We start from the raw sequence: 24,123 nt of genomic DNA, 5'->3' as shown, positions 1-24,123 counted from the left end.
TATCGCCCATATGACTATCTAGGCGGCAAAATCGCTTCACAGGAACCGGACATGACCACCCACGCCACCCGTATGCTCATCCTCGGCTCAGGCCCGGCCGGGCTGTCCGCCGCAATCTATGGCGCACGCGCGGGGATGCAGCCGATCGTGGTGCAGGGCATCCAGCCCGGCGGCCAGCTGACCACCACCACGGACGTCGAGAATTATCCCGGCTTTGCGGACGTCATCCAGGGCCCCTGGCTGATGGAGCAGATGCAGAAACAGGCCGAGCATGTCGGCGCGCGGATGATGTGGGACACGATCACCCAGGTCGACCTGACCAACCGCCCGTTCCGCCTGATCGGCGACGGCGGCGACGTGTATGAGGGCGACGTGCTGGTCATCGCGACGGGCGCGCAGGCCAAGTGGCTGGGCCTGGACAGCGAGGAGGCGATGAAGGGCAAGGGCGTGTCGGCCTGTGCGACCTGCGACGGCTTCTTCTATCGCGGCAAGAAGGTCGCGGTGATCGGCGGCGGCAACACCGCGGTCGAGGAGGCCCTCTACCTGACCAACCATTCCGACGACGTGACGCTGATCCACCGCCGCGACTCCCTGCGCGCCGAGCGCATCCTGCAGGAGCGGCTGTTCGCGCATCCGAACGTGACGGTGCTGTGGAACAAGGAAGTGCGCGAATTCGTCGACGGCGGTGGCAATGCCGGGCTGGTGGCGCTCGACCTGCTCGATACGGTGACCGGCGAGCATAGCCGCCTGGACGTGGACGGCGGCTTCGTCGCGATCGGCCACCATCCGGCGACCGAGCTGTTCCGCGGCCATCTGGAGCTCGACTCCGACGGTTACATCGCGGTCGAGACGGGTTCGACCCGCACCAACGTGCCGGGCGTCTTCGCGTGCGGTGACGTGGCGGACAAGGTCTACCGCCAGGCGGTGACGGCGGCGGGTACGGGCTGCATGGCCGCACTCGACGCCGAACGGTTCCTTGCGGCGGCCGAGTTCGAGGATCTGGCCAAGGCGGCGGAGTAAAATCCTCCCCGGAACGGGGAGGGGGACCACCGCATAGCGGTGGTGGAGGGGGCGTGCCGCACGGGACGGCCTATGGGGAAGCCCCCCTCCGTCAGCCCTTCGGGCTGCCACCTCCCCGTGCCGGGGAGGATCTTGCAATCAACTCAACCGGTCGATCGCCTCCGGCGTCAATGACCCCGGAACGATCATCACCGGCACCGGCAGCGCGCCGGCATCGGTGCCGGAGAAATGGCTCACCAGCTTGCCCGGCGCACCGCTGGCGGCGGCGCCCAGAACCAGTGCGGCAATGTCCGGATTGTCCGCGATGATCTCGCGGATCACCTTGGGCGCGTCGCCCTCGCGCACCGTGATCGACGGGCGCAGGCCTGATTCGTCCAGGATCGTGCCCGCCGCACTGGCGAGCAGCGCCTCGGCCTGTTGCCGCGCCTCGTCCTCGATCGTCGCCTGCACGCCGCCGAACGCGATGAATTCCTGCGGCGGCAGCACGGTCAGGATTTCGATGCCGCCGCCCGTCTTCACCGCGCGTCTCGCAGCGAAGCGCAAGGCGATCCGCGATTCCGGACTGTCGTCGATCACGACCAGATAGATACGCATGATGGCCCCCCAATTTGTATCGAATGGATGCCGTTACATAGTATTTCATGCAAGGCCATGACTTGACCGAGCGCAATTCGGGCGCAAGAGACGGGCCGCTACGGAATTGGTTTGCCCCGAGAGGACCTCCATGTCGATCGAGATCAAGATGCCCGCGCTGTCGCCGACCATGGAGGAAGGCACGCTGGCCAAATGGCTGGTGAAGGAAGGGGACACGGTAAAGTCCGGCGATATCATGGCCGAGATCGAAACCGACAAGGCCACGATGGAATTCGAGGCGGTGGACGAAGGCGTGATCGCCAAGATCCTGGTCGCCGAAGGCTCCGACAACGTAAAGGTCGGCACCGTCATCGCGATCCTGGCCGAAGAGGGCGAGGATGCTTCGTCGGTCCAGGCTCCCACCAAGTCGGAAACCCCGGCCCCGGCCAACCCCATGCCGACCGACCCCGCCGATCCCAACAAGACGGGCAGCGAAGCCAAGCCCGTCGAGCGTACGGTCGAACAGGCCGAGGATCACGGCAAGCCCGCCGATTCGGGCAAGCAGGCCTCTAATGGCGGCCGCGCGATTGCCAGCCCGCTGGCGCGCCGCATCGCCTCGCAAAAGGGCCTGGACCTGTCGTCGGTGACCGGCTCGGGCCCGAACGGCCGCATCGTCAAGGTCGACGTCGAGAATGCGCAGCCCGGCCAGGCCAAGGTCGCCGCGCCTGCCGCGACCGCATCGGCTTCGGTGGAAACCGCCGCCGCGCCTGCCGCTGCTTCCAAGCCCGCCCAGGTGCCGGATATCCCGCACGAGGCGTCGAAGCTGTCGAACATGCGCAAGACGATCGCGCGTCGCCTGACCGAATCGAAGCAGCAGGTTCCGCACATCTACCTGACGGTGGATATCCGCCTCGACGCGCTGCTGAAGCTGCGTGGCGAGCTGAACGCCGGTCTGGAATCGCGTGGCGTGAAGCTGTCGGTAAACGACATGCTGATCAAGGCGCTGGGCGTCGCGCTGATGGCGGTGCCGAAGTGCAACGTCATGTTCACGCCGGACCAGCTGATCAGCTTCAAGCGTGCCGATATCTCGGTCGCGGTGTCGACGCCTGCGGGCCTGATCACCCCGATCGTGTCGGAGGCCGATACGCGCTCGCTGTCGTCCATCTCGACCACGATGAAGGACCTGGCGACCCGCGCCCGCGACAACAAGCTGCAGCCGCATGAATTCCAGGGCGGCACCGCCTCGATCTCGAACATGGGCATGTTCGGCATCAAGCAGTTCGAGGCGGTCATCAACCCGCCGCAGGGCATGATCCTGGCGATCGGCGCGGGCGAGAAGCGCCCCTATATCGTCGACGACCAGCTGGGCGTGGCCACCGTCATGTCGGCGACCGGCAGTTTCGACCACCGCGCCATCGACGGGGCCGACGGCGCCGAGCTGATGAAGGTGTTCAAGGAACTGGTCGAGCGTCCGCTGGCGATGCTGGCCTGACAAGCTGAGGGGCGGGGGCCATGCGGGTTCGGACCGAGCTGTTCTATATCGGCCTGGGGCTGGTGGCGGCGCTCGTCATGACCTGGGCCGCCGCCTGGGCCTATCCCCTCGCGCGCACTGAAATCTGGTGGTGCGGCGCGGGGGCCGCGATCGCGACGGTGGCGATGGGCCTCGGCCCGCTACACCGCGCGCGTATCGCCGACCGCATGGCACGGAGGCATTCGGAACAATGAGCACGCTTCCCGATCTGGACCCCACGATCCGCGTCACCGCCATGCCGGGGGACGCCAATCCTTATGGCGATATCTTCGGCGGCTGGCTGATGGGCCAGATGGACCTGGCGGCAGGCTCGGTGGCGTCGCGCCATTCGGGCGGCCGCGCGGTCACGATCGCGGCGGAGGGGATGAAGTTCCACGCCCCCGTGCTCGTGGGTGACGAGGTGTCGGTCTATGCGACCCTGGTCCATGTCGGCAACACGTCGATGACGATCGAGGTCGAGGCCTGGCGCCGCGCCCGCCACATGGAAGACGCGACCAAGGTGACGCAGGCGCGCTTCGTGTTCGTCGCGACCGACAAGGATCGCAAGCCGCGCACCGTTCCGCCGATGGCTCCGGCACAAGACTAATCGACATTCTCCGGGGGCTGGCCCCCGCGCACCGTCAAGGCGCGTGTTCAGAAGGAAGAGCAAAGTGGCTGACACTTACGACCTTATCGTCCTCGGCTCGGGTCCCGGCGGCTATGTCGCGGCGATCCGCGCGAGCCAGCTTGGCCTGAAGGTCGCGATCGTCGAGCGCGAGCGGCTGGGCGGTATCTGCCTCAACTGGGGCTGTATCCCGACCAAGGCGCTGCTGCGCTCGGCCGAGGTCTATCATTACATGACCCACGCCGCGCAATACGGCCTGTCGGTCGAGAAGCCCTCGTTCAGCCTCGACAAGGTGGTCGATCGCAGCCGCAAGGTGGCGGGCCAGCTCAATGCGGGCGTCAAGGGCCTGATGAAGAAGAACAAGGTCGCCGTCCATGAGGGCGTCGGCACGATCACCGGAAAGGGCAAGCTGTCGGTCGTCCAGGGCGACAAGACCACCGAGCTGACGGCCAAGCACATCATCGTCGCGACCGGCGCGCGCGCCCGCGACCTGCCTTTTGCCAAGGCGGACGGCGAGCGTATCTGGACCTATCGCCATGCGATGGTGCCGCCCGCCATGCCGACCAAGCTGCTGGTCATCGGCTCGGGCGCGATCGGCGTCGAGTTCGCGAGCTTCTACAACGACATGGGCGCGGAAGTGACCATCGTCGAGATGCTCGACCGGATCATGCCGGTCGAGGACGCCGAAGTCAGCGAGTTCATGACCAAGCAGCTGACCAAGTTCGGCATGACCATCAAGACCAAGACCGGCCTTGAGAAGCTGGAGGCGACCGCATCGGGCGTGAAGGCCGCGATGAAGGGCCCCGACGGCAAGGTCGAGACGGCCGAGTTCAGCCATGCGATCGTCGCCATCGGCATCGTCCCCAACACCGAGAATATCGGTCTGGACAAGCTGGGCATCGAAACCGATCGCGGCCACATCAAGACCGACGGCTATGGCCGCACGAACGTCGACGGCATCTGGGCGATCGGCGACGTGACCGGCGCGCCCTGGCTGGCGCACAAGGCGAGCCATGAGGGCGTGATCGCGGCAGAGGCCATCGCACAGGCGCTGGGCAACAAGGATGTCCACCCGCATGCGATGGACAAGGGCAACATCCCGGGCTGCACCTATTCGCGTCCGCAGGTCGCCAGCGTCGGCCTGACCGAGGCCAAGGCCAAGGAAGCGGGCTACGAGGTGAAGGTCGGCAAGTTCCCCTTCATCGGCAATGGCAAGGCGATCGCGCTGGGCGAGGCGGAAGGCTTCGTGAAGACGGTGTTCGATGCCAAGACCGGCGAACTGCTGGGCGCGCACATGGTCGGCGCGGAAGTGACCGAGATGATCCAGGGCTATGTCGTCGCCCGCCAGCTGGAGACGACCGAGGCCGAGCTGATGGAAACGGTGTTCGCGCACCCGACCATCTCGGAATCGATGCACGAGTCGGTGCTGGCCGCCTATGGGCGCGCGCTGCACATCTGATTTTTTCGACCGGATGATGGGAAGGGGCTCGCGGATGCGGGCCCCTTTTTTCGTTGGGGGAGCCCCTTGGCCTTCGACGTCGCTCAGGCTGAACGAAGTGAGGGAATGGTGCCACCTCCGAACATCCGTTCAGCCTGAGCGAAGTCGAAGGCCACGCCTCACCCCTTGCCTAACAGCGTCGCGATCACCGTCCCGCTGTCCCGCAGCTCGGCGAAATCCGCCGCCAGCAACCCCATCGTCACGTTGAAGATGGTCTGTGCGTCGAGGCCGGCAGAGGGCAGATCGAACCCGATGACCGCGTCGGTCACCAAGGTCACCCGAAACCCCAGATCGCACGCCGACCGTACCGTCGAGTTGACGCAGAACCCCGCCACGGCACCAACTACGACCAGATGCGCGATGCCTCGCCCCCGCAGATGCGCCGCCAGTTCGGTGCTGGGAAAGGCAGAAGAGGTCGTCTTTACAAACACCGCTTCGCCGGGCCTGTCCACCGCGCAGGCCATTGGTGCATGACCGGGAGCGTCGATATGCATGGGCGAGACGGGATCGGTATCTTCATGACGGACGTGGATCACCGGGTGGCCCGCATCACGGAAGGCGGTTGCCAGCACTTGAATCGCGATGGGGGCATCCGAATTGACGCACTGGCGACCCGTGTCGATCCGATGCTGCATCTCCATCTGCATGTCGATGATGACAAGTGCCGTGCCGTCGCCCATGATTTCCCCCGTCTTATTCATTCTGATTAGGCGTTGCTCGAGGCCTTGGCCATATCCGGGCAGGGCGAGGGGGGGAATGAGTGACATCCATGCCCGCATCATCGCATCGGCGGCCAAGGCCGCGCTCGCATCGATCGGTTTCCGGCGGCAGGGGCGCTCACGTCTGTGGCTGGCGGATCGGGGATGGTGGGTGAACGTCGTTGAGTTCACTCCCGGCCGCTGGTCGCGCTCGGTATCGCTGGCGAACGCGGCGCATTGGAACTGGACGGGTACGGATTTCTTGAGTTTCGATGTGGCGGTACCGTCGCCCCATCATGCCGATTTCGAATCGGAGCAGATGTTTCATGAGGCCTGCACGCGCATCGCCGATGCCGCGCGACGGGCCGCGCTGGCGTTGGACGCCCGCTTTCCCGATTTCCAGGCCGCCGCAGATTTCGTGATCGCGGAGGCGCAAAGTTCGCCCGACAGGATGGGGCCGAGTTGGTGGGGCTATAAGGCCGCGATCGCTGCAGCGTTGACGGGGCGGCCAGAACAGGCGGCATGGTTCTTCGATCGGTTGACCGATCCACGGGTCACCGTGCGGGCCCGGAACTTGCGGCCGTTGCTCGCTCAGCCCGAGGCATTCCGCCAAGCGATCCAGGCGTTTGTCGGACAGGAGCGCCAGAGGCTGATGCTACCGCCGCTCGATACATCTCCCTTTTAAGGACGCTCGTGCGGGGCAGGGCAGCGCATTCCGCTTGCGAAACGGATCGCTTTGGCGGCATCGCTTGCTGGCCCATGACCCGAGCCCATAGCCACCGCCTGCGCATCATCGTCGCCACGCTGGTCCTGTTCGGGCTGAGCCTGATCATCTTCGCGCCCGGCTATGTCGAGTATGACAGTGTCGGCCAATATGCGCAGGTCCTGAGCGGCGACTATGACGACTGGCATCCGCCGATCATGGCGCGGCTTTGGTCGCTGTTCGCCGGGCATGGGGCCGGGCCGATGCTGGCGGTGCAGCTTGGCGGCTGGTGGCTGGGGCTGGGCGGCATCGCGGCGGGGATCGTCGACCAGCGGCCACGCGCGGCGTTGCTGGTGCTGGCGATCGGGCTGGTGCCGCCCTGGCTGGGCTGGCAGGTCGCGATCCTGAAGGATGCGCAGATGACCGGCGCGACGCTGGCGGCGGTCGGGATCGTCGGCTGGTGGCGGTTGCGGGGGGAAAGGGTGCCCCCGGCCGCGTGGTGCGTCGCCGCGTTGCTGCTGACCTATGCCGCGCTGGTCCGGGCCAATGCGATCTTTGCCGTCGCACCGCTCGTCGCCCTGCTGGTCGCGACACGATGGTCGGTTCGGATCGCGATCACCGTCGCGCTGACGCTCGTCACGCTCGCGCTGTCGCCGATCGTCAATCACCGCCTGCTGGGTGCGCGCGACAGCGGTGTGGCGCGCACCCAGGCGCTCTACGATCTGGCGGGCATCGCGACGCGGGTGCCCTATGATCCCCGGCTGGGCTTTTCCCCGGCCGAGGTGGCGGAGATGCGGGAGCGGCACTGCGTCAAGCCATTCTTCTGGGATGCGCTGGGCGAGCCGAACCTCTGCGGCACGTCGCTGAAACGGTTCGAGACGATGGCCCCCGGCACACTCTATGCGCGGCTGGCCCCGGCCATCCTGCATCATCCGGTCGCCTATGCCGAACAGCGATTGGCGCATGTCAACTCGACCTGGCGGCTCTGGGTGCCGTCGCGCTGGCCCAATGCCGTGCCGCCGCAGAGCAGCGAACCCAATGACCTGCATCTCGGCCAGCCGGGCCGCGTCGCGCTGGCGTGGCAGCGTATGGCCGGGCCATGGGTCGACATGCCCGTCATGTGGCCGATCGTCTGGCTGATCCTGGCGGCGGGCGGCCTGGCGGTCACGCGCGGACGCGGGCTGGCGGGCGCGCTGTTCGGCTCGGTGCTGGGGCTCGAGGCGAGCTTCCTGGTCATCAGCGTGGCGTCCGATTTCCGATATCACCTCTGGCCCGTCATGGCCTGCGCGCTGGGGCTGGTGCTGGCCAAGCCATGGACGGGCGAGCGGTGGATCGTGCGGGCAGCGGGGGGCGTGCTGCTGTTGGCGGTGATCCTGGGCGGGGTCGCGCGAGTGACCTTGCCGGTGCCGCCGCAAAGCTATGAGGCGATGCTCGGTTGAACCTGAAATCGTGCGGCCGGCGTTGATGGCCCGGAAAGGAGCCGTCCATGGCCGAGGATTACGATCAGATTTACACCGATTTCCAGGAGGCCGTGAACATGGCCCCCGCCACGCTGGAAAAGTTTCTGGACACCGACGAGTCGAAGGATGTCGGCCAGAAAAAGGGCGGCTTGGACGAGAGCGTTGGGCATGAGTCTGGCCGCAAGATCGTCGCGATCAAGCGCAAGAAGAAGGCGGACCTGACCGAGGACGACTATGCGCATATGAAGAAGGTCGTCGGCTATGTGCACCGCCATCTGAAGCAGGGCGGGCCGGACAAGGATGTCGAACACTCGCCGTGGCGCTATTCGTTGATGAACTGGGGGCATGATCCGTTGAAGGATTGAGGGGCGGGCGGGGGCTGCTCCGTTCCGTCTGGAGCGACGTCGGAGGTCATGAATGTTTGGCCGCCTCGCTACACTTCACCACCCCGGCCTCCGCCGGGGTGGCAAATAGCGGATGAGGACGGTCCGTGGCGTCTGGTGTCGCCTGGGCGGAGTGGAGACTGGCGGCAATGAAAAAGGGCCCGGTCTTTCGACCGAGCCCCTTCCTCATTCAAATTCGAAAGATCAGGCCGCGACGTCGTACGGCTTGATCTCACCCGCCAGGTACAGGTTGCGGGCCTTCGCGCGGCTCAGCTTGCCCGAGCTGGTGCGCGGAAGGGTACGCGGCGGGATCAGTTCGATCACGCAGTTCATGCCCGTCACCGCACGCACGCGCTCGCGGATCTCGTCGCGCAGGCGGGCACGTTCCTCGTCATCCGAGCTGCGGCACTGGACCAGCACGGCGGGGGTTTCCTCGCCGCCCGGCGTGGTGATCGCGAAGGCGGCAATGTCGCCCGCCTTGAAGCCCGGCAGCTGCTCGACCGCCCATTCAATGTCCTGCGGCCAGTGATTGCGGCCGTTGACGATGATCATGTCCTTGGCGCGGCCGACGATGTAGATATAGCCCTTCGACATGTAGCCCATGTCGCCGGTGTCGAGCCAGCCATCCACCAGGCAGGCATCGGTCGCGGCTTGGTCGCGGAAATAGCCGACCATGACCGACGGGCCCTTGCACCACACCTTGCCGATCGCTCCGTCGGGGAGCGGCGTGCCGTCCTCTTCGCGGATCTCGATCACCATGTCGCGCGCGGGCTTGCCGCAGTTGACGATGGCGCGGAAACGCTGCGGCCGGTCGGTGCCCTGCGCGCCGCCCGACAGCTGGGTTTCCTCGACCAGCTCGACGCGGATGCCTTCGCCCGGCGGCATGATCGACACCGCCAGCGTCGCCTCGGCCAAGCCATAGGATGGAAGGAAGGCGGTGGCCGGGAAGCCCGCATCGGCAAAGGCGTCGACGAAGCTCTGCATCACGTCGGGGCGGATCATGTCCGCGCCATTGCCCGCGATGCGCCAGCGTGACAGGTCGAAGCGGTCCGACGCCTTGGTCTGCGACGAGATGCGACGCGCGCAGATGTCATAACCGAAGGTCGGCGAATAGCTGACCGAAGTACCCGCATTGCGGCTGATCATGTCCAGCCACGCCAGCGGCCGGCGCGCGAAATCCTCGGTCTTTAGATAGTCGGTCGACACTTGGTTGGCGACCGGCGACAGGAAGCAGCCGACCAGGCCCATGTCGTGATACCAGGGCAGCCACGAGACGCAGCGGTCGCTTTCCTGGATCTTCATGCCATGGCTGTGCGCGGCCAGGTTGTTCAGCAGCGCATGGTGGGTGATCGCCACGCCATGCGGGAAACGGGTCGAGCCGCTGGAATATTGCAGATAGGCGATCGCTTCGGGATCGGCCTGCGGCAGTTCCACTTCGGGTGCCTCGCGCGTTGCGAAGCTGGCCCAGTCGATCCCCTCGACGCCCGCGGCCTCGGCGGCGGCACCCGCCATCTGGGCCAGCTCGGGCGGGTAGATCAGCATCTTGGGGTCGCAGCTGGCCAACTGGACGCGAAGCTGCTCGATATAGCTGTCACGCCCGCCGAACGAGGTCGGCAGCGGCAACGGCACCGGCCAGGCGCCCGCATAGACGACGCCGAAGAACAGCGCGGCGAATTCGGGAACGGTTTCGGCGACCAGCGCGATCCGCTCCTCGGGCTTTACGCCGCTGGCGATCAGGCGGCGGGCGCAGACCAGCGCATCCTCGCGCAGTTCGGAAAAGGGATAGGGGCGCGACAGGGTGCCGCGTGCGTCGTGGAAGTTCAGCCCGCGCGAGCCCGACGCGGCATAGTCCAGCGCTTCGCCCAGCGTATCGAAGTCGGCGAAGCGGCGCGGCAGCGCATCTTCGGTCGGCGTCGCGATGATGGCGCGCGCGTCGTCCTGATGGTGCTCGATCGTCATGGCCTTGCCTTCGTTCCTTATGCTTTTGCGCGCCCGCGGATGTTCGAGCGGGTGCGTGATCGTTTTATGCCGCAGGTACCGGCTTCCCGCGTTCTAATTCCGGTGTCAGTGTGGCACAAACAAGGCGTGTCCGCCGATCGTCGCCCGCCCAAGCCCCTTGACCCCAAATTGCTCGACAATCTCGCGCTGCGTTATGTCGAACGCTTCGCGACGACCGAGGGAAAGCTGGTCGATTACCTGACCCGCAAGCTGCGCGAAAGGGGCTGGGCGGCGGATATCGCACCCGATGCGCAGGGATTGGCCGCGCGGATGGTCGAACTCGGCTATATCGACGATCGCGCCTATGCCGAGGCCAAGGCCGCGTCGCTGGCCAGGCGCGGGTTGGGCGCGCGACGGGTCGCACAGGCGCTACATGCCGCGAGGGTGGGGGCAGAGGATCACGAGGCGATCGCTCCCCAGATGGCCGAGGCGGCGCGCGGGGCCGCACTCGCCTTTGCGCGGCGTAAGCGAATCGGGCCCTATGCCACCGGGGAAGCGGATCGAGCGCTACGCGAAAAGCAGCTCGGCGCGATGTTGCGGGCGGGGCATGGCATGGACCTGTCGCGTCGGATCGTGGCGGCGGCACCCGGCGATATGCTCGACGACGAGGATTTCTGAGCCATTTGCGGCATCTTTTGGCGCCCGAAGGCCCCTTTTGCTGCGTCCGTCCCATCGCGAAGCATCAAAAATGAACGCCGTCGCATTGCGAGTGCGAACAATGATGCTAGCAATAGGGCCAAGGGTGCGATGATGCTGGATGAAACGCCAAGTACAGGGGGCGGCATCGACGGCGAAACGGCGGATAGCGCCGTGGGGCTGGCGGGGGTCGTAAAATGGTTCGACGTGACGCGGGGCTTCGGCTTCGTGGTCGCGGACGATCCGTCATACGGGGACGTGCTGGTGCACTTCACCGTATTGCAGGCGCATGGGCGACGCAGCCTGCCCGAGGGGGCACGGGTCACGCTGACCGCGATGCGCAGCGGGCGCGGTTACCAGGCGCGCGAGGTGATCGCGATCGACCTGACCCATGCCGTGCCCGAACAGCCGCGCCGCCCGCGATCACCCGACCGGGTCGATCCGGTCGCGCTGGTCGATGCGGCGGGTACGCCCGAATCGGTATCGGTCAAATGGTTCAACCGGCTGAAGGGCTATGGCTTCCTGCTGCGCGATCGCGACGGGGCGGATATCTTCGTGCATATGGAAACCCTGCGGCGCGGCGGTATCCTGGAGGTGGAGCCGGGCCAGCCGCTGGCCGCCCGGATCGTCGACGGGCCCAAGGGGCCGTTGGCGGTGATCGTGACGGAGCAGGGCGCATCATGACGAAGACGGGCTGGGGGATCGCCGCGACGGCGCTCGCACTGGCGGCCACCGGACTGTCCGGCTGCTCGGGCGGCGGGGCCACGACGGAGCAGGCGAGCAAGACCGCAGCCGAAACCGTGCCGGTGACCATCACCACCGCGCAGGGCAAACATGTCTTCAAGGTAGAGCGGGCGCGCACCGCTGCGGAGCAGGAACAGGGGCTGATGTACCGCACCGACCTGACGCCCGATGGCGGCATGCTGTTCGCGCCCTATCCCCCCGAAGGCGGTGGCGCGCGCGAGGCGAGTTTCTGGATGAAGAACACCCCGACTTCGCTCGACATCCTGTTCCTGCGCGCCGACGGTACGATCGCGCGCATCGCCGAGAACACCGCGCCCTTCAGCCAGACTCCGATCCCCTCCGACGAACCGGTCGCCGCCGTGCTGGAACTGGTCGGCGGGCGTTCGGCGGAGTTGGGCATCTCGGAAGGCGATTCGGTTTCCTGGCCGAAATGATGCCGTCGGGGGGGGGGGAGTGGGAATAGCCCTCTAATCCCCGGCAAGTGACAGCCAATGCGATCTGAACCAAGCTTCTCCCCTCCCGCATGCGGGAGGGGATGGGGGAGGGTGGTGTCTCATAGAGACCACCGCTTGCGGCATCACCCCCATATCGCCACGCCCACACGAACGCGGTTGAAGGCTGGCGAGAGCCGGGCTACACGGCGCGGCATGGGCATCAACCTCAATCCCTTCACCTGGTGGAACGGCGCCACCATCGGCACCTGGTTCGGTCTGCGCGGCAAGGCGCAGGTGGGCGAGGACGCACATGGCAACGTCTATTATGAGGGCGGTGTCGACACCGCCGGTCGCGCGCGTCGCTGGGTGATCTACAACGGCTCGAACGATGCCAGCCGGGTTCCGGCGGAGTGGTTCAGCTGGCTGCATCATCAGGTCGATGACGTGCCCGACCGCTCGCTGCCGCCGCGCCGTGCGTGGCAGAAGCCCGCCATTCCCAACATGACCGGCACGGCCATGGCCTATCGTCCGTCGGGCGCGCTGGAAAAGGGTGGCCAGCGTCAGGCCGCGACCGGCGATTATGAAGCCTGGACGCCGGAGGGGTGAAGGCCGCACGCTGGCTGGCCGGGGTGACGCTGGCCGCAGCGCTCGGTGTCGGTGGCTGGTTCGGCTATCACGCGCTGAGCGACAAGGGCGGCCAGGACACGGCCGAATCGGCGGTCAGCCAGATCCTGCCCGATCGTCCCGGCGCGGCGTCGGGTATCGAATCGGTCGATGGTGCCCAAGCGGCGCTGCCCAGCGGGGGTACGCCGATGGCCGAGCGGGTCGCGGTGATCGGCCTGCTCAACAAGCGCAACGGCGTATCGCGTGACCTGACGCTGAAACCCGGCCAGGCGATCCGCGTCGGCGATGTCGTCGTGCGTCTGCGCGCCTGCGAAAAGACCGCCTCCTGGGAGGCCGAGCAGTTGACCGGTGCCTTCGTGCAGATGGACGTGCGCGGCGCGGATCAGCATTGGAAGCGCGTATTCTCGGGCTGGCTGTACAAGGAGCGTCCGGCACTCAACGTCGTGCTGCACCCGGTCTATGACGTCTGGGCCAAGAGCTGCACGATGTCCTGGCCGGAAACCGGGCCGGAGACGGTCCCCGCGTCCGTTCCCGGCCCCGCGCCCAAGCGGTCGAGCGCGGCGAAGTCGCCGGGTGCCGAGGCTCCTGCCGCCGACGTCCCCGGCGCGACCACGCCCGCCAATGCGTCGGACAACAGCGCGACATAGGCCTCGCGCCCGATTTCAATCGCCCCCATGGTCGAGAGATGCGGCGTCTGGAACTGGCAGTCGAGCAGGGTGTAGCCGCCGACGCGCAGCCGGGCGGCAAGCCAGGTCAGCGCCACCTTCGATGCGTCGGTCCGGCGGCTGACCATCGATTCGCCGAAAAAGGCGCGGCCCAGCGCCAGGCCGTACAGGCCGCCGACCAGTTCATCCCCGTCCCAGCACTCGACCGAATGGGCAAAACCCATGTCGAACAGGTCGATGAACACCCGCTCGATCGCATAGTTGATCCAGGTCTCCGGCCGATCCGGAACACTTTCCGCACAGAGCCGGATGATCGATTCGAACGCGGTGTCGGCGGTCACGCGGAACCGGTCGCGGGCCACGGTCTTGCGCAGCGAGCGCGACAGGTGAAGCCCGTCGAGCGGCAGGATCGCACGCTTGCGCGGCTCGACCCAATAGACATGGTCGGTGTCGCGCGTATCGGCCATCGGAAAGACGCCGACGGCATAGGCCCCGAGCACCAGATGCGGGGTCAGCCGTTCGACGGCACCGGGCTCGTCGCGCCGGCTCATCCCCCGGCCAGGCGCCGCTCGACGGCGCGCCACAACTCGGCATAGGCGTTCGCGGCGCTGCTGCGCGGCGCGAAGGCGCCGACAGGCGCGCGATGCTCGCCCATCGTCTCGACCAGGCTGGCCATCGGGATGACTGGCCAGTTGGGATTGGCGGCCAGCGCCTCGGCATGGAGGCGGCGGCGGCGATCGACCATGACGTGCACCGGCAACAGGGGAACGCGGCCCCGGACATGGCCATCCACCACCTCCAGCGCGCGGGTGGCGAGCGCGGAGGGGACCACCGGCACCACGACCAGGTCGACGGCGCGCAACACCTGCTCGGTCGTTTCGGTCAGGCCCGGCGGACAGTCGAGGATTACGGTGTCATAATCGTCCAGCCCTTCGATCAGCTTGCCTAACCGCTTCTTCTTGTCGAGTTCGTGGAACAGATGGTCGAGCCCGCGCAGCGAATCGTCCGCGCCGACCAGCGACAAACGAGGGATGGCGGTCGGGCGGATCAGCCGGTCGACCGCGATATCGCGCGAGAACATCGCGTGGGCGCGGTCACCGGGGGCGGGGCCGCCCAGCAGCCAGGTGGAGGCGGCCTGGGGGTCGAGGTCCCAGAGCAGCGTGCGACGCGCGCACAGGCTGGCGGCGCACCAGGCCAGGTTGACCGCCATGCTGGTCTTTCCCACGCCGCCCTTCAGGCTGTAGATCGCGATTGCGGCCACGACGCCGTTCAACCTCCCTGTTCGCCCCTGCGGAACATCGCGCTCCACGAAAAAGGCCGACGGGAGATATCCCCGCCGGCCGGTTTTCGATCAAGTCCTTATCGTGCGTCAACCGGTGGCCCGGCCGCGATAAGGCGAATCTGACGCTACGAAATCAGATGTGACAGACCTGCGCGGCCTTGGTCGGCGTGGTCAGGGTGATCGACTTCTCGTTGCCGGTCATCTTCCAGCCGCCCTCGGCGGTCAGGGGCTCGCCGGCGGCCGGGGCCTTCAGCACGACGGGCGTGTCGCCTTCCTTCAGGCGGACATTGGCCTGCTTGTCACCCTGGAAGAAGGTGACGAGGGCCAGGCTGTTGTCCTTGCAACGGAAGCTCTTCTCCGCCTTGATGGCGGGCGGCAGCTCGACCGGTGCGCGGTTGGCGAGGACGTTGGCCATGGGATCGGGGTTGATGTCGACAACCTCGGGCTGGCTGGGCTTGGAATTGCAGGCTGCCAGGGCGAGCAGCGGTGCGGCGATCAGGACTGGGAGGAGGCTCTTCATAGCGGTTGAGTGCTTCGCAAATGCAGCAACCCGGCGTCAAGCATGACCTGCACGTCACGGCGTCCATGTCCAACATTTACGCGACGGATTGACGTGCAGAGGGTAGCGCTATCGCGTGGGGTGTTGCCCGCGCTTGCCGCCCCCCAAGCAAGGCTTTGCTTGCCCGAAAGCGGGGCAGGGGCCATCTAGCGGGCATGGAAGTGATCTCCGACACGCTGGCCCTGATCGGCAACACCCCGCTCGTTCGCCTGAAGGGGCCGAGCGAGGCCACGGGCTGCGACATTTACGGCAAGTGCGAATTTGCCAATCCCGGCGCGAGCGTCAAGGATCGCGCCGCCCTGTTCATCGTCGAGGATGCCGAGGCGCGGGGGCTGCTGCGCCCCGGCGGCACGATCGTCGAGGGGACGGCGGGCAATACGGGCATCGGTCTGGCGCTGGTCGCCAATGCCAAGGGTTATCGCACGATCATCGTCATGCCCGAGACGCAGAGCCGGGAGAAGATGGACACGCTGCGCGCGCTGGGGGCCGAACTGGTCCTGGTGCCCGCCGCGCCCTATTCCAGCCCCTGCCATTTCGTCCACACCTCGCGCCGGATCGCCGAGGAAACCGAGAATGCCATCTGGGCCAACCAGTTCGACAATATCGCCAACCGGCGTGCGCATATCGTCGGTACGGCGGAAGAGATCTGGAACCAGATGGGTGGTCGGATCGACGGCTTCACCTGCGCGGCCGGGACCGGCGGCACGCTGGCCGGGGTCGGCCTGGGTCTGAAGGCGCACGACGAATCGGTGACGATCGCGCTCAGCGATCCGCACGGCGCGGCGCTGTACGACTATTACGCGCATGGCGAGCTGAAGTCGGAAGGGTCTTCGGTCGCCGAGGGAATCGGTCAGGGGCGGATCACCGCCAACCTTGAAGGTGCGCCGATCGATACCCAATTCCGTCTCTCGGACGCCGAGGGTTGGTACTGGGTCCAGCGTTTGTTGAGCGAGGAGGGCCTGTGCCTGGGCCTGTCTTCGGGCATCAACGTCGCGGGCGCGGTGGCGCTGGCAAAGGCTTTGGGGCCCGACAAACGTATCGCAACCATTTTGTGCGATACCGGGTTTCGCTACCTCTCCACGCTCCACAATCCGGAGTGGCGGGCCGAGAAGGGGCTATAGGCGCGACGTTGCCCTGCGCCAGAGGTCGACAGGACGCCGTGCGCAGGATAGTAACGCTTCATCCCATGAAATCGCCCGACCATCATCATATCATGCAGCGTGTCAAAGTCGGCATGATCGGCCTTGCCGCGGTGATCCTGTTGATCGGCATCGCCAGCACGATTCTGGGATCGCTCAACCGAGACGAACCGCCCGCAGCTGCGGCTGCCGCGGCGCAGGCCAATATGGTCGCGGACATGACTGCGACCAACACCGCCACCCCGTCGGTCAGCGAACCACTGGCCGAATTGGGCGTTGCGCCCGCCCCGGTGAACAGCCAGGCCCCTGCCGCACCTGCGCGCTGAGTATAGGCGAAGTGGGCAGGAAACGCCGGCCGGGGCGGTTTTCTTGTCAGACATGGCAAGACTGCGGAACCAAGTCCGAAACGGCCTTTTTGCTTAATAAAAATTAAGTTTGCTCTGATCGCTTTTGCCGTCGTTCGTGCCAGGGAAATCCGGGGACGGGCGATCGGGCATGGCGGATTTCCGACATTTTCAAGGACTCCGGCGCGTGCGCATTCCCGAGATGCGGCCAGTGGTTCGTCGCATAACTGCCGATTCTGGGGACGTTTCCCCGATCATCCCCAAAAATCCCGTTGCCTCCCGGTTCCACTGTCGGTAAACCAAATCCAACAGAGGGGCAGGCTCACTGTTGACCAGGAATGGTCGGAATGCGGCGATGGTCGGATTCCGAGACGGTGAGGCCTTGCGCGCCATGTGCGAGGTTGGCGTGTCCGATAGGGGTTTGTATCAGGGAAGTGGCATTGGCCTTGTCGACGACAAGGGTCGCGTTGCCATTCCCAATGCGCTCCGATCCACGCTGGCTCAAAATGCGCCGCGCCCCGACGGAAAAGATGGCGGGACCATCATCATCGCTGTCCATGAAACCGAGCGCTGCCTGATCGCGTATGACCCGGGTTATGTTGCCGTGCTGAAACAGGAACTGGACGCGCGGACCGAGATGTCGCGTGGGCCGGACGGCCGTATCGACTATAATATCAAGCGCGATCTGGCGAATGGCGAGGCCGTGCCTTTCGACGGGTCGGGCCGTTTTATCATGCCGGGCTTCCCGCGCTTTCACGCGGGGATCGCGGGGCACGCCTTTTTCTGGGGCACGTTCGACTATATCGAAATCTGGGATCCCAAGACGCTGGTCGACACCCCCGGCCTGCCCGCAAAGATGATCTCGGCGGCGCGTTTCCACTGCCAGGAAAAGGGCATCGCCTTGTGAGTGCTGCCCCGAACGACGCCCCGCACATTCCCGTCCTGCTTGACGAAGTCCTCGACGCGCTCGCCATCGCCCCCGGTGAGACGCATGTCGACGGCACGTTCGGCGCGGGTGGCTATACCCGCGCCATGCTGGGCCGGGGCGCGAAAGTCATCGCCTTCGACCGCGATCCCGACGCGATCGCCAATGGCCAGCCGCTGGTCGCCGCCGAGCCGGGGCTGACCTTGGTCCACCGCGAGTTTTCCGGCCTTGATCAGGAACTCGACGCCCGTGTCGACGGCGTGGTGTTGGACATCGGGGTGTCCTCGATGCAGCTCGACCAGGCGGAGCGCGGCTTTTCCTTCCAGGGTGACGGTCCGCTCGACATGCGCATGGCGCAGGCGGGCGAGTCGGCGGCCGATTTCCTGAACACCGCCGACGAAGCCGCGATCGCCGACGTCCTCTATCACTATGGCGAGGAGCCGCGCTCGCGCCGCGTCGCGCAGGCGATCGTCGCCGCGCGGCCGTTGACCCGTACCGGCGAACTGGCCGCCGTGGTTCGCCGGGCGCTTGGCTACCGTCCGCACGACAAGAAGGATCCGGCGACGCGGACCTTCCAGGCGATCCGCATCCATGTGAACCGCGAACTGGACGAACTGGCCGAAGGGCTGGCCGCGGCCGAGCGTGCGTTGAAGCCGGGCGGTCGCCTGGTCGTGGTCACGTTTCACAGTCTGGAAGATCGCATGGTCAAGCGCTTCTTCCGCGAGCGCGCCGGGCAGATGCCGGGCGGGTCGCGCCATATGCCCGAACAGGCGGCGGCGCGGGCAGCCAGCTTTGCCCAGGTCGGCAAGGCGGTGCGCGCGGGCGAGGCGGAGCTGGCCCGCAATCCGCGCGCGCGTTCGGCGACGCTGCGTTTTGCGACGCGTACGGAATCCCCCGCCTGGTCGGTGGGACAGTCTGTGGCAGGGGGACGGGACGGGGCGCCGGGGGGCGAGTTGAGTCAGGAGTTTGGCGTATGACGGCGGCGTATCGGTTCAAGGGGATAGGGTGGTTCGGGAGCTGCGTGGCAGTGGTCCTGGGCTTCTACCTTGTGTCCTTGCAGGTGGCGGCGGAGCGAAAGAAGCTCGACGACGTCAACGCCCGCATCGCCACCGCCCAGCGTGACATTCGCGCGCTGGAGACCGAGTTCGACACCCGCGCCAACCTGGTGCAGCTGGAGAAGTGGAACGGCGACACGCTGGCCCTGACTGCGCCGATCGCCGGGCAGTTCGTGGGTGACGAGGCGCAGCTGGCCTCGCTCGACGTCACGCATGGCCCCGCCGCCGGGACCGTGCAGACCGCCGCGCTGCTGGTGCCGTCGCAGCCCGCTCCGGTCGCTCCCCCCGCCGCCGAAGCCGTCGCCCTCGCCGCCGCCACGACCCCTTCGCCCAAGCCCAACGCACCCGCCCCCGTCGTGCGTCTGGCCAAGGTCGACCTGCCCAAGCCGCAGGTCGTGAAGGCCGTCTCCGAGCATGTCGTCGCCTCCAAGGCGGCCAAGCCCGCCCCGATCGCCACCGTGCGCACCGCCGCCGCCGTGGCGAAGGTCCGGCCGCAGGCGGTGGCGATGCTCGACCGCCAGCTATTGTCCGACACGACGCTGGGCGACATTCTGAAAGGCGCCAAGACCGAATCGCGGCGGCGGCGTTGAGCGTTCTGGTCGCGCGTCCCGTCGGAACGCAGCGTACCGCCGGCCAGCGCCACGCGCTGGTCGCGACGACGCATATGCGTCTGATGATGCTGATGATGCTGTTCGGCGCGGCGGTGCTCGTCGTGATCGGGCGGCTGATGCTGCTGGCGGTGTTCGCCGGACCCGCCGATGCGGCGACGCGGACCGCCACGCTGGCGGCGCGCGGCGATATCGTCGACCGCAACGGCGCGCCGCTGGCCCGCACGATCGACAGCTGGACGATCGCGGTCCATCCGAAGAAGCTGATCGGCGACCCGATGGAGGTCGCCGCGCGCCTGGCCGCGCTGATGCCCGATCGCGGTGACCAGGCCTGGTTCTACAACCAGCTGACCCGCAAGGCGAATTTCGTCTACCTGCAACGCCGCGCCAGTCCCACGCTGGTCGAGCAGGTCAATGCCATCGGCGAGCCCGGCCTGGTCTTCGACCGCGAGACGCAGCGCCTGTACCCGCAATCGGCGCTCGCCGCCCACGCGCTCGGCTTCCTGTCGACCGATGGGCACGGGATGAGCGGCATGGAGCGCGTGCTCGACGAGCGGCTGCTCAACCCGGCGCAGGCGGGCAAGCCCGTCGCGCTGTCGATCGACACCCGCGCGCAGGCCGCGCTGGAGAGCGAACTCGGCCGGGCGATGAACACCTTCTCGGCGCGGGGCGGCGGTGGCATCATCCTGGACGTGCACACCGGCGAGGTGATCGCGATGGTCTCGCTGCCCACCTTCAACCCGAACCGGGTCGGCATGGCGGGCACCGAGGAACTGCGCAACATCACCACGCAGAGCGTGTTCGAGCTGGGGTCGACCTTCAAGCCGATCACCATGGCGGTGGCGATGGAGAACGGCGTCGTCACCTCGATGGCGCGGCGCTTCGATGCGACCCATCCGCTGAAGGTCGGCGGCTATACCATCCATGATGAACAGGGCGACCCCAAGCGCTGGCTGAACATGGCCGAGACGCTGATCTATTCGTCCAACATCGCGACCGCGCGCATCGCCGACGAGATCGGGCCGCAGCGGATGCAGACGATGTTCAAGAAGCTGGGCTTCGATACCAAGCCGGATATCGAGCTGCGGGAAAAGGGCCGTCCGCTGCTGCCGACCTATTGGGCGCGCACGACGACGATGACCACCGCCTATGGCCACGGCATCGCGGTGACGCCGCTGCATCTGGCCTCGGCCTATGCCACTTTGGTCAATGGCGGCATCTGGCGGCCCGCGACGCTGATGAAGGTCGAGCCGGGTCATGGTGCCGCAGGCCGCCGCGTGATCAGCGAGGCGACCAGTGCGCGGATGCGCCAGATGTTGCGCCTGATCGTGATGCGCGGCACGGGACGCAAGGGCGATGCGCCCGGCTACCGTGTGGGGGGCAAGACGGGCACCGCCGAGGCGGCGGTCGCGGGCGGCTATGATCGGTCGCGCAACGTGGCTACCTTTGCGGCGGCGTTCCCGATGGATGCGCCGCGCTATGTGGTGCTGGCGATGCTCGACTCGCCGAAGGGGACGAAGGAGACCGGAGGGTGGAAGACCGCAGCCTGGAACGCGGCCCCGGTGGTGGGACGGACGATCACGCGGGTCGGCGCGATGCTGGGCGTCGTGCCCGACGCCAACAAGGACGTGGACGTATCGGACATCCTGCCGACCCTGTGGCAGGATCCCAAGGCGCCGCCGGTGGATGGACGATAAGGGGCGCGGCATGAAGCTGAACCAACTGGACCATGATATCACGGGCGAGGGCGGCGACGCCCTCGTCTCCGGTTTCGCGATCGACCATCGAAAGGTCGCGCCGGGCACCATCTTCGGCGCGTTCCAGGGCGCGCGGGTGAATGGCGAGGACTTCATCGCCGATGCGGTGCGCAGCGGTGCGGTGGCGGTCGTCGCCCGGCCAGAGGTGCGCGTCGAGGGCGCGGTCCACATCGCCTCGGACGAGCCGCGCGCGGTATTCGCCCGGCTGGCGGCGGCGTTCTTCGCGCCGTTCCCGGCCACCGCCGTGGCGGTGACGGGCACCAACGGCAAGACCTCGACCATCGAGATGACGCGCCAGCTCTGGCGCATGGCGGGGCATCACGCGGCCTCGATCGGCACGCTGGGCGTCACCACCGCCGACGAGCGGACCTATACCGGCCTGACCACGCCCGACGTCGTGACCTTCCTGTCGAACGTCGCCGGGCTGGCGCGCGAGGGCGTCACCCATCTGGCGTTCGAGGCGTCGAGCCATGGCCTGACTCAGTATCGGACCGAGGGACTGGAGGTATCGGCGGCGGCGTTCACCAACCTGTCGCGCGATCACCTCGACTATCATGGCGACATGGGCGCGTATCTGGCGGCCAAGATGCGACTGTTCTCCGAAGTGCTGTCGCCCGAGGGGACGGCGGTCGTCTGGGCCGACGATGTGCATAGCGGCCGGGTGATCGACCTGGCGCGGGCGCGCGGCAACAAGCTGGTGACGGTCGGCACGCGCGGCTCGACGCTGAAGCTGGTCGAGCGGCATCCGACCCTGCTGGGCCAGGGCCTGGTGATCGAGGACGAACACGGCGTCACCCACAAGGTGCAGTTGCCGCTGATCGGCGCCTATCAGGCGGCCAATGCGCTGGTGTCGACCGGGCTGGTGCTGGCGACCGGCGGCGATATCACGACGACGCTGTCCAATCTGGCCCGGTTGCAGCCGGTGCGCGGGCGACTCGAGCGCGCCGCCATCGCGCGGAGCGGCGCGCCGGTCTATGTGGACTATGCCCATACCCCCGACGCGATCGAGGCGGCGATCTCCGCGCTCAAGCCCCATGCGGGCGGGCGGCTGATCGTGGTGCTGGGCGCGGGCGGCGACCGCGATCCGGGCAAGCGCGAGGCGATGGGACAGGTCGCCTCGATGCAGGCCGACCGGGTGATCGTGACCGACGACAACCCCCGCACCGAAGACCCCGCCGCGATCCGTGCGCAGGTGATGCGCGGTGCGACCGGCGCGATCGAGATCGGCGACCGCCGCGCGGCCATCGCGGCCGCCATCGCCGAGGCGGGCGAGCAGGATATCGTCCTGATCGCGGGCAAGGGGCATGAACAGGGCCAGATCGTCGGCGACCTCGTCCTGCCCTTCGACGATGTGACCGTGGCGCGGGAGTGTGCGGCATGACCGTCCAGCATCCGACCAAGACACCGCAGCCACCCCATGCCGACGCCGCCCAGCCCGAGGCGGCGCCGCGTGTCCGCCCCAAGCTGTCGCTCCATTACGGGGCCAAGCCGGGGGGTGAGCGCAAATGACCCTGTGGACCGCCGCAGAGATCGCCGCCGCGACCGGTGGCACTACGTCCGCCGACTTCACCGTCTCGGGTGTCGCCTTCAACAGCCGTGAGGTCGGTCCCGGCGATCTGTTCGTCGCGATGCTGGGCGAGGCGACCGATGGCCATCGCTTCCTCGACCAGGCGTTCGCACAAGGGGCGGCAGGCGCGCTGGTCAGTAATGCGACCGGGCATCCCCATGTCCGTGTGACCGACAGCTTCCGCGCGCTGGAAGACCTGGCCCGTGCCAGCAGGGCGCGCACCGATGCGACGATCATCGGCGTCACCGGTTCGGTCGGCAAGACCAGCGCGAAGGAAGCGCTTTTTGCCGCGCTCGAACGCGGTTGGCGGGGGCGGGTGCATCGCTCGGTCAAGAGCTACAACAACCATACCGGCGTGCCGCTCAGCCTTGCGCGGATGCGGCAGGGCATTCGTGCGGGCGTGTTCGAGATGGGGATGAACCATGCGGGGGAGCTGTCCGCGCTGACTGCGATGGTGCGCCCGCATATCGCGATCGTCACCGCCATCGCGCCCGCCCATACAGAGTTTTTCCCCGACGAGTCCGCCATCGCCGACGCCAAGGGAGAGATCTTCCAGGGGCTTCAGCCCGGCGGCACCGCGATCATTCCCTATGACAGCCCGCATCGTGACCGCCTGATCGCCGCGGCCAGGCCCTATGCCGACCGGATCGTGACCTTCGGCTTCGATCCCGCCGCCGATGTCCGCGCGGTCGAGGCGATCCGCAGCGCGAACGGCGGCAGCTTCGTCACCGCCAGGCTGGGCGACAAGGAACTGAACTTCACTCTGTCGCAGCCGGGCAGGCATTGGGTGTCCAATGCACTGGCCGTACTGGCGGCGGTCGATGCGGCGGGTGGGGACCTCGGGCTGGCCGGGCTGGCCCTGGCCGAGCTGGGTGGGCTTGCCGGGCGCGGTGCGCGCTTCCGTACGGCCAATGGCGCGCTGATCATCGACGAAAGCTACAACGCCAATCCCGCCTCGATGCGCGCCACGCTGGCGGTGCTGGCCGAAGAGCCGGGCCGCCATGTCGCGGTGCTGGGCGAGATGCGCGAACTGGGCGAGGACTCCGCCGACTATCACGCCGGTCTTGCCGAGCCGATCGTGGCGGCACGCGTCGAACGGGCGTTGCTGGTCGGCGAATCGATGGCGCCTTTGGCCGCCGTGCTTGAGGGGCGGGTCGATTTCGTTCATGTGGCGGACGCGAAGGCCGCGCGCGAGGCGCTGGCCGCTATCATCGCACCCGATGACGTGGTGCTGATAAAGGGGTCGAACGGGGTCGGGCTGTCGCGTGTCGTGGCGGCCCTGCGCGGCGACATCCCAACGGGCGGGGCGTGAGTTA

At 67.1% G+C, this 24,123-nt stretch carries 28 protein-coding genes and 1 pseudogene; 22 read left to right on the top strand and 7 right to left on the bottom strand.

Annotated features, from left to right (window positions below; all coding sequences use genetic code 11):
• Positions 1–51 precede the first annotated feature (51 nt).
• Positions 52–1,020: a thioredoxin-disulfide reductase gene (gene trxB, locus U1703_RS05875; protein WP_320451885.1), complete on the top strand. Its 969-nt coding sequence runs from the start codon at positions 52–54 to the stop codon at positions 1,018–1,020.
• Positions 1,021–1,158: 138 nt separating this feature from the next.
• On the opposite strand, the gene U1703_RS05870 is transcribed toward trxB, so the two are convergent.
• The gene (locus U1703_RS05870; RefSeq protein WP_332784961.1) at positions 1,159–1,614 is read right to left on the bottom strand and encodes a universal stress protein; all 456 of its coding nucleotides are present in this window, start codon (positions 1,612–1,614) and stop codon (positions 1,159–1,161) included.
• Positions 1,615–1,744: 130 nt separating this feature from the next.
• Between U1703_RS05870 and U1703_RS05865 the strand changes: the two genes are divergently transcribed.
• The 4 genes from U1703_RS05865 to lpdA all read left to right on the top strand — a co-directional run bounded on the left by U1703_RS05865 (position 1,745) and on the right by lpdA (position 5,187).
• Positions 1,745–3,085 carry a pyruvate dehydrogenase complex dihydrolipoamide acetyltransferase gene (locus tag U1703_RS05865; RefSeq protein WP_332784960.1) on the top strand — a complete coding sequence of 447 codons (1,341 nt, stop codon included), beginning with the start codon at positions 1,745–1,747 and terminating at the stop codon, positions 3,083–3,085.
• Positions 3,086–3,105: 20 nt separating this feature from the next.
• The gene (locus U1703_RS05860; protein WP_320451888.1) at positions 3,106–3,318 is read left to right on the top strand and encodes a hypothetical protein; all 213 of its coding nucleotides are present in this window, start codon (positions 3,106–3,108) and stop codon (positions 3,316–3,318) included.
• On the top strand, positions 3,315–3,710 hold the full coding sequence (locus tag U1703_RS05855; protein WP_332784959.1) for an acyl-CoA thioesterase: 396 nt from the start codon (positions 3,315–3,317) through the stop codon (positions 3,708–3,710). Before U1703_RS05860 ends, U1703_RS05855 begins: the two co-directional genes overlap by 4 nt.
• 64 nt (positions 3,711–3,774) lie before the next feature.
• Positions 3,775–5,187: a dihydrolipoyl dehydrogenase gene (gene lpdA, locus U1703_RS05850; RefSeq protein WP_332784958.1), complete on the top strand. Its 1,413-nt coding sequence runs from the start codon at positions 3,775–3,777 to the stop codon at positions 5,185–5,187.
• A 158-nt stretch (positions 5,188–5,345) separates the two neighbouring features.
• Here lpdA and U1703_RS05845 read toward each other — a convergent pair whose 3' ends face one another.
• Positions 5,346–6,023 carry an isochorismatase family protein gene (locus tag U1703_RS05845; RefSeq protein ID WP_332784957.1) on the bottom strand — a complete coding sequence of 226 codons (678 nt, stop codon included), beginning with the start codon at positions 6,021–6,023 and terminating at the stop codon, positions 5,346–5,348.
• 73 nt (positions 6,024–6,096) lie between these two features.
• On the opposite strand from U1703_RS05845, the gene U1703_RS05840 reads away from it, so the two are divergent.
• From U1703_RS05840 to U1703_RS05830, 3 genes are all read left to right on the top strand, one after another.
• Positions 6,097–6,609, top strand: a complete 513-nt coding sequence (locus U1703_RS05840) for a hypothetical protein (protein ID WP_332784956.1) — start codon at positions 6,097–6,099, stop codon at positions 6,607–6,609.
• Between the two features lie 74 nt (positions 6,610–6,683).
• On the top strand, positions 6,684–8,066 hold the full coding sequence (locus U1703_RS05835) for a hypothetical protein (RefSeq protein ID WP_332784955.1): 1,383 nt from the start codon (positions 6,684–6,686) through the stop codon (positions 8,064–8,066).
• A 47-nt stretch (positions 8,067–8,113) separates the two neighbouring features.
• Positions 8,114–8,452, top strand: coding sequence for a DUF3140 domain-containing protein (locus U1703_RS05830; RefSeq protein ID WP_332784954.1), 339 nt, complete (start codon positions 8,114–8,116; stop codon positions 8,450–8,452).
• Positions 8,453–8,674: 222 nt separating this feature from the next.
• Here U1703_RS05830 and U1703_RS05825 read toward each other — a convergent pair whose 3' ends face one another.
• Positions 8,675–10,429: a fatty acyl-AMP ligase gene (locus tag U1703_RS05825; protein WP_332784953.1), complete on the bottom strand. Its 1,755-nt coding sequence runs from the start codon at positions 10,427–10,429 to the stop codon at positions 8,675–8,677.
• Between the two features lie 126 nt (positions 10,430–10,555).
• Between U1703_RS05825 and U1703_RS05820 the strand changes: the two genes are divergently transcribed.
• The 5 genes and pseudogenes from U1703_RS05820 to U1703_RS05800 all read left to right on the top strand — a co-directional run.
• Positions 10,556–11,086, top strand: coding sequence for a regulatory protein RecX (locus tag U1703_RS05820; protein WP_332784952.1), 531 nt, complete (start codon positions 10,556–10,558; stop codon positions 11,084–11,086).
• A gap of 132 nt (positions 11,087–11,218) precedes the next feature.
• Complete coding sequence (locus U1703_RS05815; RefSeq protein ID WP_332785136.1) at positions 11,219–11,788, top strand: cold-shock protein; 570 nt, start codon at positions 11,219–11,221, stop codon at positions 11,786–11,788.
• Positions 11,785–12,282, top strand: coding sequence for a DUF192 domain-containing protein (locus tag U1703_RS05810; RefSeq protein ID WP_332784951.1), 498 nt, complete (start codon positions 11,785–11,787; stop codon positions 12,280–12,282). The genes U1703_RS05815 and U1703_RS05810 overlap by 4 nt, the downstream gene beginning before the upstream one ends.
• Before the next feature lie 213 nt (positions 12,283–12,495).
• A complete protein-coding gene (locus U1703_RS05805; RefSeq protein WP_320451899.1) occupies positions 12,496–12,888 on the top strand; it encodes an NADH:ubiquinone oxidoreductase subunit NDUFA12 in 393 nt (130 codons plus the stop codon).
• A 206-nt stretch (positions 12,889–13,094) separates the two neighbouring features.
• Positions 13,095–13,328: pseudogene (locus U1703_RS05800) on the top strand (DUF2155 domain-containing protein); the annotation flags it as partial.
• A gap of 35 nt (positions 13,329–13,363) precedes the next feature.
• Here the strand turns inward: U1703_RS05800 and aat are convergent.
• From aat to U1703_RS05785, 3 genes are all read right to left on the bottom strand, one after another.
• A complete protein-coding gene (aat, locus tag U1703_RS05795) occupies positions 13,364–14,122 on the bottom strand; it encodes a leucyl/phenylalanyl-tRNA--protein transferase (RefSeq protein WP_332784950.1) in 759 nt (252 codons plus the stop codon).
• Complete coding sequence (locus U1703_RS05790; protein ID WP_332784949.1) at positions 14,119–14,832, bottom strand: ParA family protein; 714 nt, start codon at positions 14,830–14,832, stop codon at positions 14,119–14,121. The genes aat and U1703_RS05790 overlap by 4 nt, the downstream gene beginning before the upstream one ends.
• A gap of 154 nt (positions 14,833–14,986) precedes the next feature.
• Complete coding sequence (locus U1703_RS05785) at positions 14,987–15,373, bottom strand: hypothetical protein (RefSeq protein ID WP_320451902.1); 387 nt, start codon at positions 15,371–15,373, stop codon at positions 14,987–14,989.
• A 194-nt stretch (positions 15,374–15,567) separates the two neighbouring features.
• Between U1703_RS05785 and U1703_RS05780 the strand changes: the two genes are divergently transcribed.
• Together U1703_RS05780 and U1703_RS05775 are read left to right on the top strand one after the other, a co-directional pair.
• Entirely contained in the window at positions 15,568–16,533 is a 966-nt protein-coding gene (locus tag U1703_RS05780) for a cysteine synthase A (RefSeq protein ID WP_320451903.1), read from the top strand.
• A gap of 92 nt (positions 16,534–16,625) precedes the next feature.
• Complete coding sequence (locus tag U1703_RS05775; RefSeq protein ID WP_332784948.1) at positions 16,626–16,877, top strand: hypothetical protein; 252 nt, start codon at positions 16,626–16,628, stop codon at positions 16,875–16,877.
• A gap of 340 nt (positions 16,878–17,217) precedes the next feature.
• Here the strand turns inward: U1703_RS05775 and U1703_RS05770 are convergent, their stop codons facing one another.
• Positions 17,218–17,454: a hypothetical protein gene (locus U1703_RS05770; RefSeq protein ID WP_332784947.1), complete on the bottom strand. Its 237-nt coding sequence runs from the start codon at positions 17,452–17,454 to the stop codon at positions 17,218–17,220.
• Positions 17,455–17,499: 45 nt separating this feature from the next.
• Between U1703_RS05770 and U1703_RS05765 the strand changes: the two genes are divergently transcribed.
• From U1703_RS05765 to U1703_RS05735, 7 genes are read left to right on the top strand one after another with little or no spacing between them, the layout of a single operon-like run.
• Positions 17,500–17,802, top strand: a complete 303-nt coding sequence (locus tag U1703_RS05765) for an MraZ C-terminal domain-containing protein (protein ID WP_320451906.1) — start codon at positions 17,500–17,502, stop codon at positions 17,800–17,802.
• Entirely contained in the window at positions 17,799–18,797 is a 999-nt protein-coding gene (gene rsmH, locus U1703_RS05760) for a 16S rRNA (cytosine(1402)-N(4))-methyltransferase RsmH (protein WP_332784946.1), read from the top strand. The genes U1703_RS05765 and rsmH overlap by 4 nt, the downstream gene beginning before the upstream one ends.
• A gap of 44 nt (positions 18,798–18,841) precedes the next feature.
• Positions 18,842–19,465, top strand: a complete 624-nt coding sequence (locus tag U1703_RS05755; protein WP_332784945.1) for a hypothetical protein — start codon at positions 18,842–18,844, stop codon at positions 19,463–19,465.
• The gene (locus U1703_RS05750; protein WP_320451909.1) at positions 19,462–21,180 is read left to right on the top strand and encodes a peptidoglycan D,D-transpeptidase FtsI family protein; all 1,719 of its coding nucleotides are present in this window, start codon (positions 19,462–19,464) and stop codon (positions 21,178–21,180) included. Before U1703_RS05755 ends, U1703_RS05750 begins: the two co-directional genes overlap by 4 nt.
• 10 nt (positions 21,181–21,190) lie before the next feature.
• The gene (locus tag U1703_RS05745) at positions 21,191–22,621 is read left to right on the top strand and encodes a UDP-N-acetylmuramoyl-L-alanyl-D-glutamate--2,6-diaminopimelate ligase (RefSeq protein ID WP_332784944.1); all 1,431 of its coding nucleotides are present in this window, start codon (positions 21,191–21,193) and stop codon (positions 22,619–22,621) included.
• Positions 22,618–22,749, top strand: a complete 132-nt coding sequence (locus tag U1703_RS05740; RefSeq protein WP_332784943.1) for a hypothetical protein — start codon at positions 22,618–22,620, stop codon at positions 22,747–22,749. Before U1703_RS05745 ends, U1703_RS05740 begins: the two co-directional genes overlap by 4 nt.
• The gene (locus U1703_RS05735) at positions 22,746–24,119 is read left to right on the top strand and encodes a UDP-N-acetylmuramoyl-tripeptide--D-alanyl-D-alanine ligase (RefSeq protein ID WP_332784942.1); all 1,374 of its coding nucleotides are present in this window, start codon (positions 22,746–22,748) and stop codon (positions 24,117–24,119) included. Before U1703_RS05740 ends, U1703_RS05735 begins: the two co-directional genes overlap by 4 nt.
• Positions 24,120–24,123: the final 4 nt, after the last annotated feature.

It is taken from the genome of Sphingomonas flavida, assembly GCF_036663655.1.
Taxonomy (GTDB): Bacteria; Pseudomonadota; Alphaproteobacteria; order Sphingomonadales; family Sphingomonadaceae; genus Sphingomonas.
This window is presented reverse-complemented; position numbering and strand designations above follow the sequence as displayed.

Excerpts from the sequence above, each read along its gene's own strand:
- U1703_RS05805 (WP_320451899.1), top strand. The coding sequence starts at position 12,496 with ATGGGCATCAACCTCAATCCCTTCACCTGGTGGAACGGCGCCACCATC.
- aat (WP_332784950.1), bottom strand. The coding sequence starts at position 14,122 with ATGAGCCGGCGCGACGAGCCCGGTGCCGTCGAACGGCTGACCCCGCAT.
- U1703_RS05865 (WP_332784960.1), top strand. The coding sequence starts at position 1,745 with ATGTCGATCGAGATCAAGATGCCCGCGCTGTCGCCGACCATGGAGGAA.
- U1703_RS05825 (WP_332784953.1), bottom strand. The coding sequence starts at position 10,429 with ATGACGATCGAGCACCATCAGGACGACGCGCGCGCCATCATCGCGACG.
- U1703_RS05770 (WP_332784947.1), bottom strand. The coding sequence starts at position 17,454 with ATGGACAGCGATGATGATGGTCCCGCCATCTTTTCCGTCGGGGCGCGG.
- U1703_RS05745 (WP_332784944.1), top strand. The coding sequence starts at position 21,191 with ATGAAGCTGAACCAACTGGACCATGATATCACGGGCGAGGGCGGCGAC.
- trxB (WP_320451885.1), top strand. The coding sequence starts at position 52 with ATGACCACCCACGCCACCCGTATGCTCATCCTCGGCTCAGGCCCGGCC.
- U1703_RS05810 (WP_332784951.1), top strand. The coding sequence starts at position 11,785 with ATGACGAAGACGGGCTGGGGGATCGCCGCGACGGCGCTCGCACTGGCG.
- U1703_RS05740 (WP_332784943.1), top strand. The coding sequence starts at position 22,618 with ATGACCGTCCAGCATCCGACCAAGACACCGCAGCCACCCCATGCCGAC.
- U1703_RS05855 (WP_332784959.1), top strand. The coding sequence starts at position 3,315 with ATGAGCACGCTTCCCGATCTGGACCCCACGATCCGCGTCACCGCCATG.
- U1703_RS05735 (WP_332784942.1), top strand. The coding sequence starts at position 22,746 with ATGACCCTGTGGACCGCCGCAGAGATCGCCGCCGCGACCGGTGGCACT.
- U1703_RS05835 (WP_332784955.1), top strand. The coding sequence starts at position 6,684 with ATGACCCGAGCCCATAGCCACCGCCTGCGCATCATCGTCGCCACGCTG.
- U1703_RS05785 (WP_320451902.1), bottom strand. The coding sequence starts at position 15,373 with ATGAAGAGCCTCCTCCCAGTCCTGATCGCCGCACCGCTGCTCGCCCTG.
- U1703_RS05860 (WP_320451888.1), top strand. The coding sequence starts at position 3,106 with ATGCGGGTTCGGACCGAGCTGTTCTATATCGGCCTGGGGCTGGTGGCG.
- U1703_RS05780 (WP_320451903.1), top strand. The coding sequence starts at position 15,568 with ATGGAAGTGATCTCCGACACGCTGGCCCTGATCGGCAACACCCCGCTC.
- U1703_RS05870 (WP_332784961.1), bottom strand. The coding sequence starts at position 1,614 with ATGCGTATCTATCTGGTCGTGATCGACGACAGTCCGGAATCGCGGATC.
- U1703_RS05775 (WP_332784948.1), top strand. The coding sequence starts at position 16,626 with ATGCAGCGTGTCAAAGTCGGCATGATCGGCCTTGCCGCGGTGATCCTG.
- U1703_RS05815 (WP_332785136.1), top strand. The coding sequence starts at position 11,219 with ATGCTGGATGAAACGCCAAGTACAGGGGGCGGCATCGACGGCGAAACG.
- U1703_RS05830 (WP_332784954.1), top strand. The coding sequence starts at position 8,114 with ATGGCCGAGGATTACGATCAGATTTACACCGATTTCCAGGAGGCCGTG.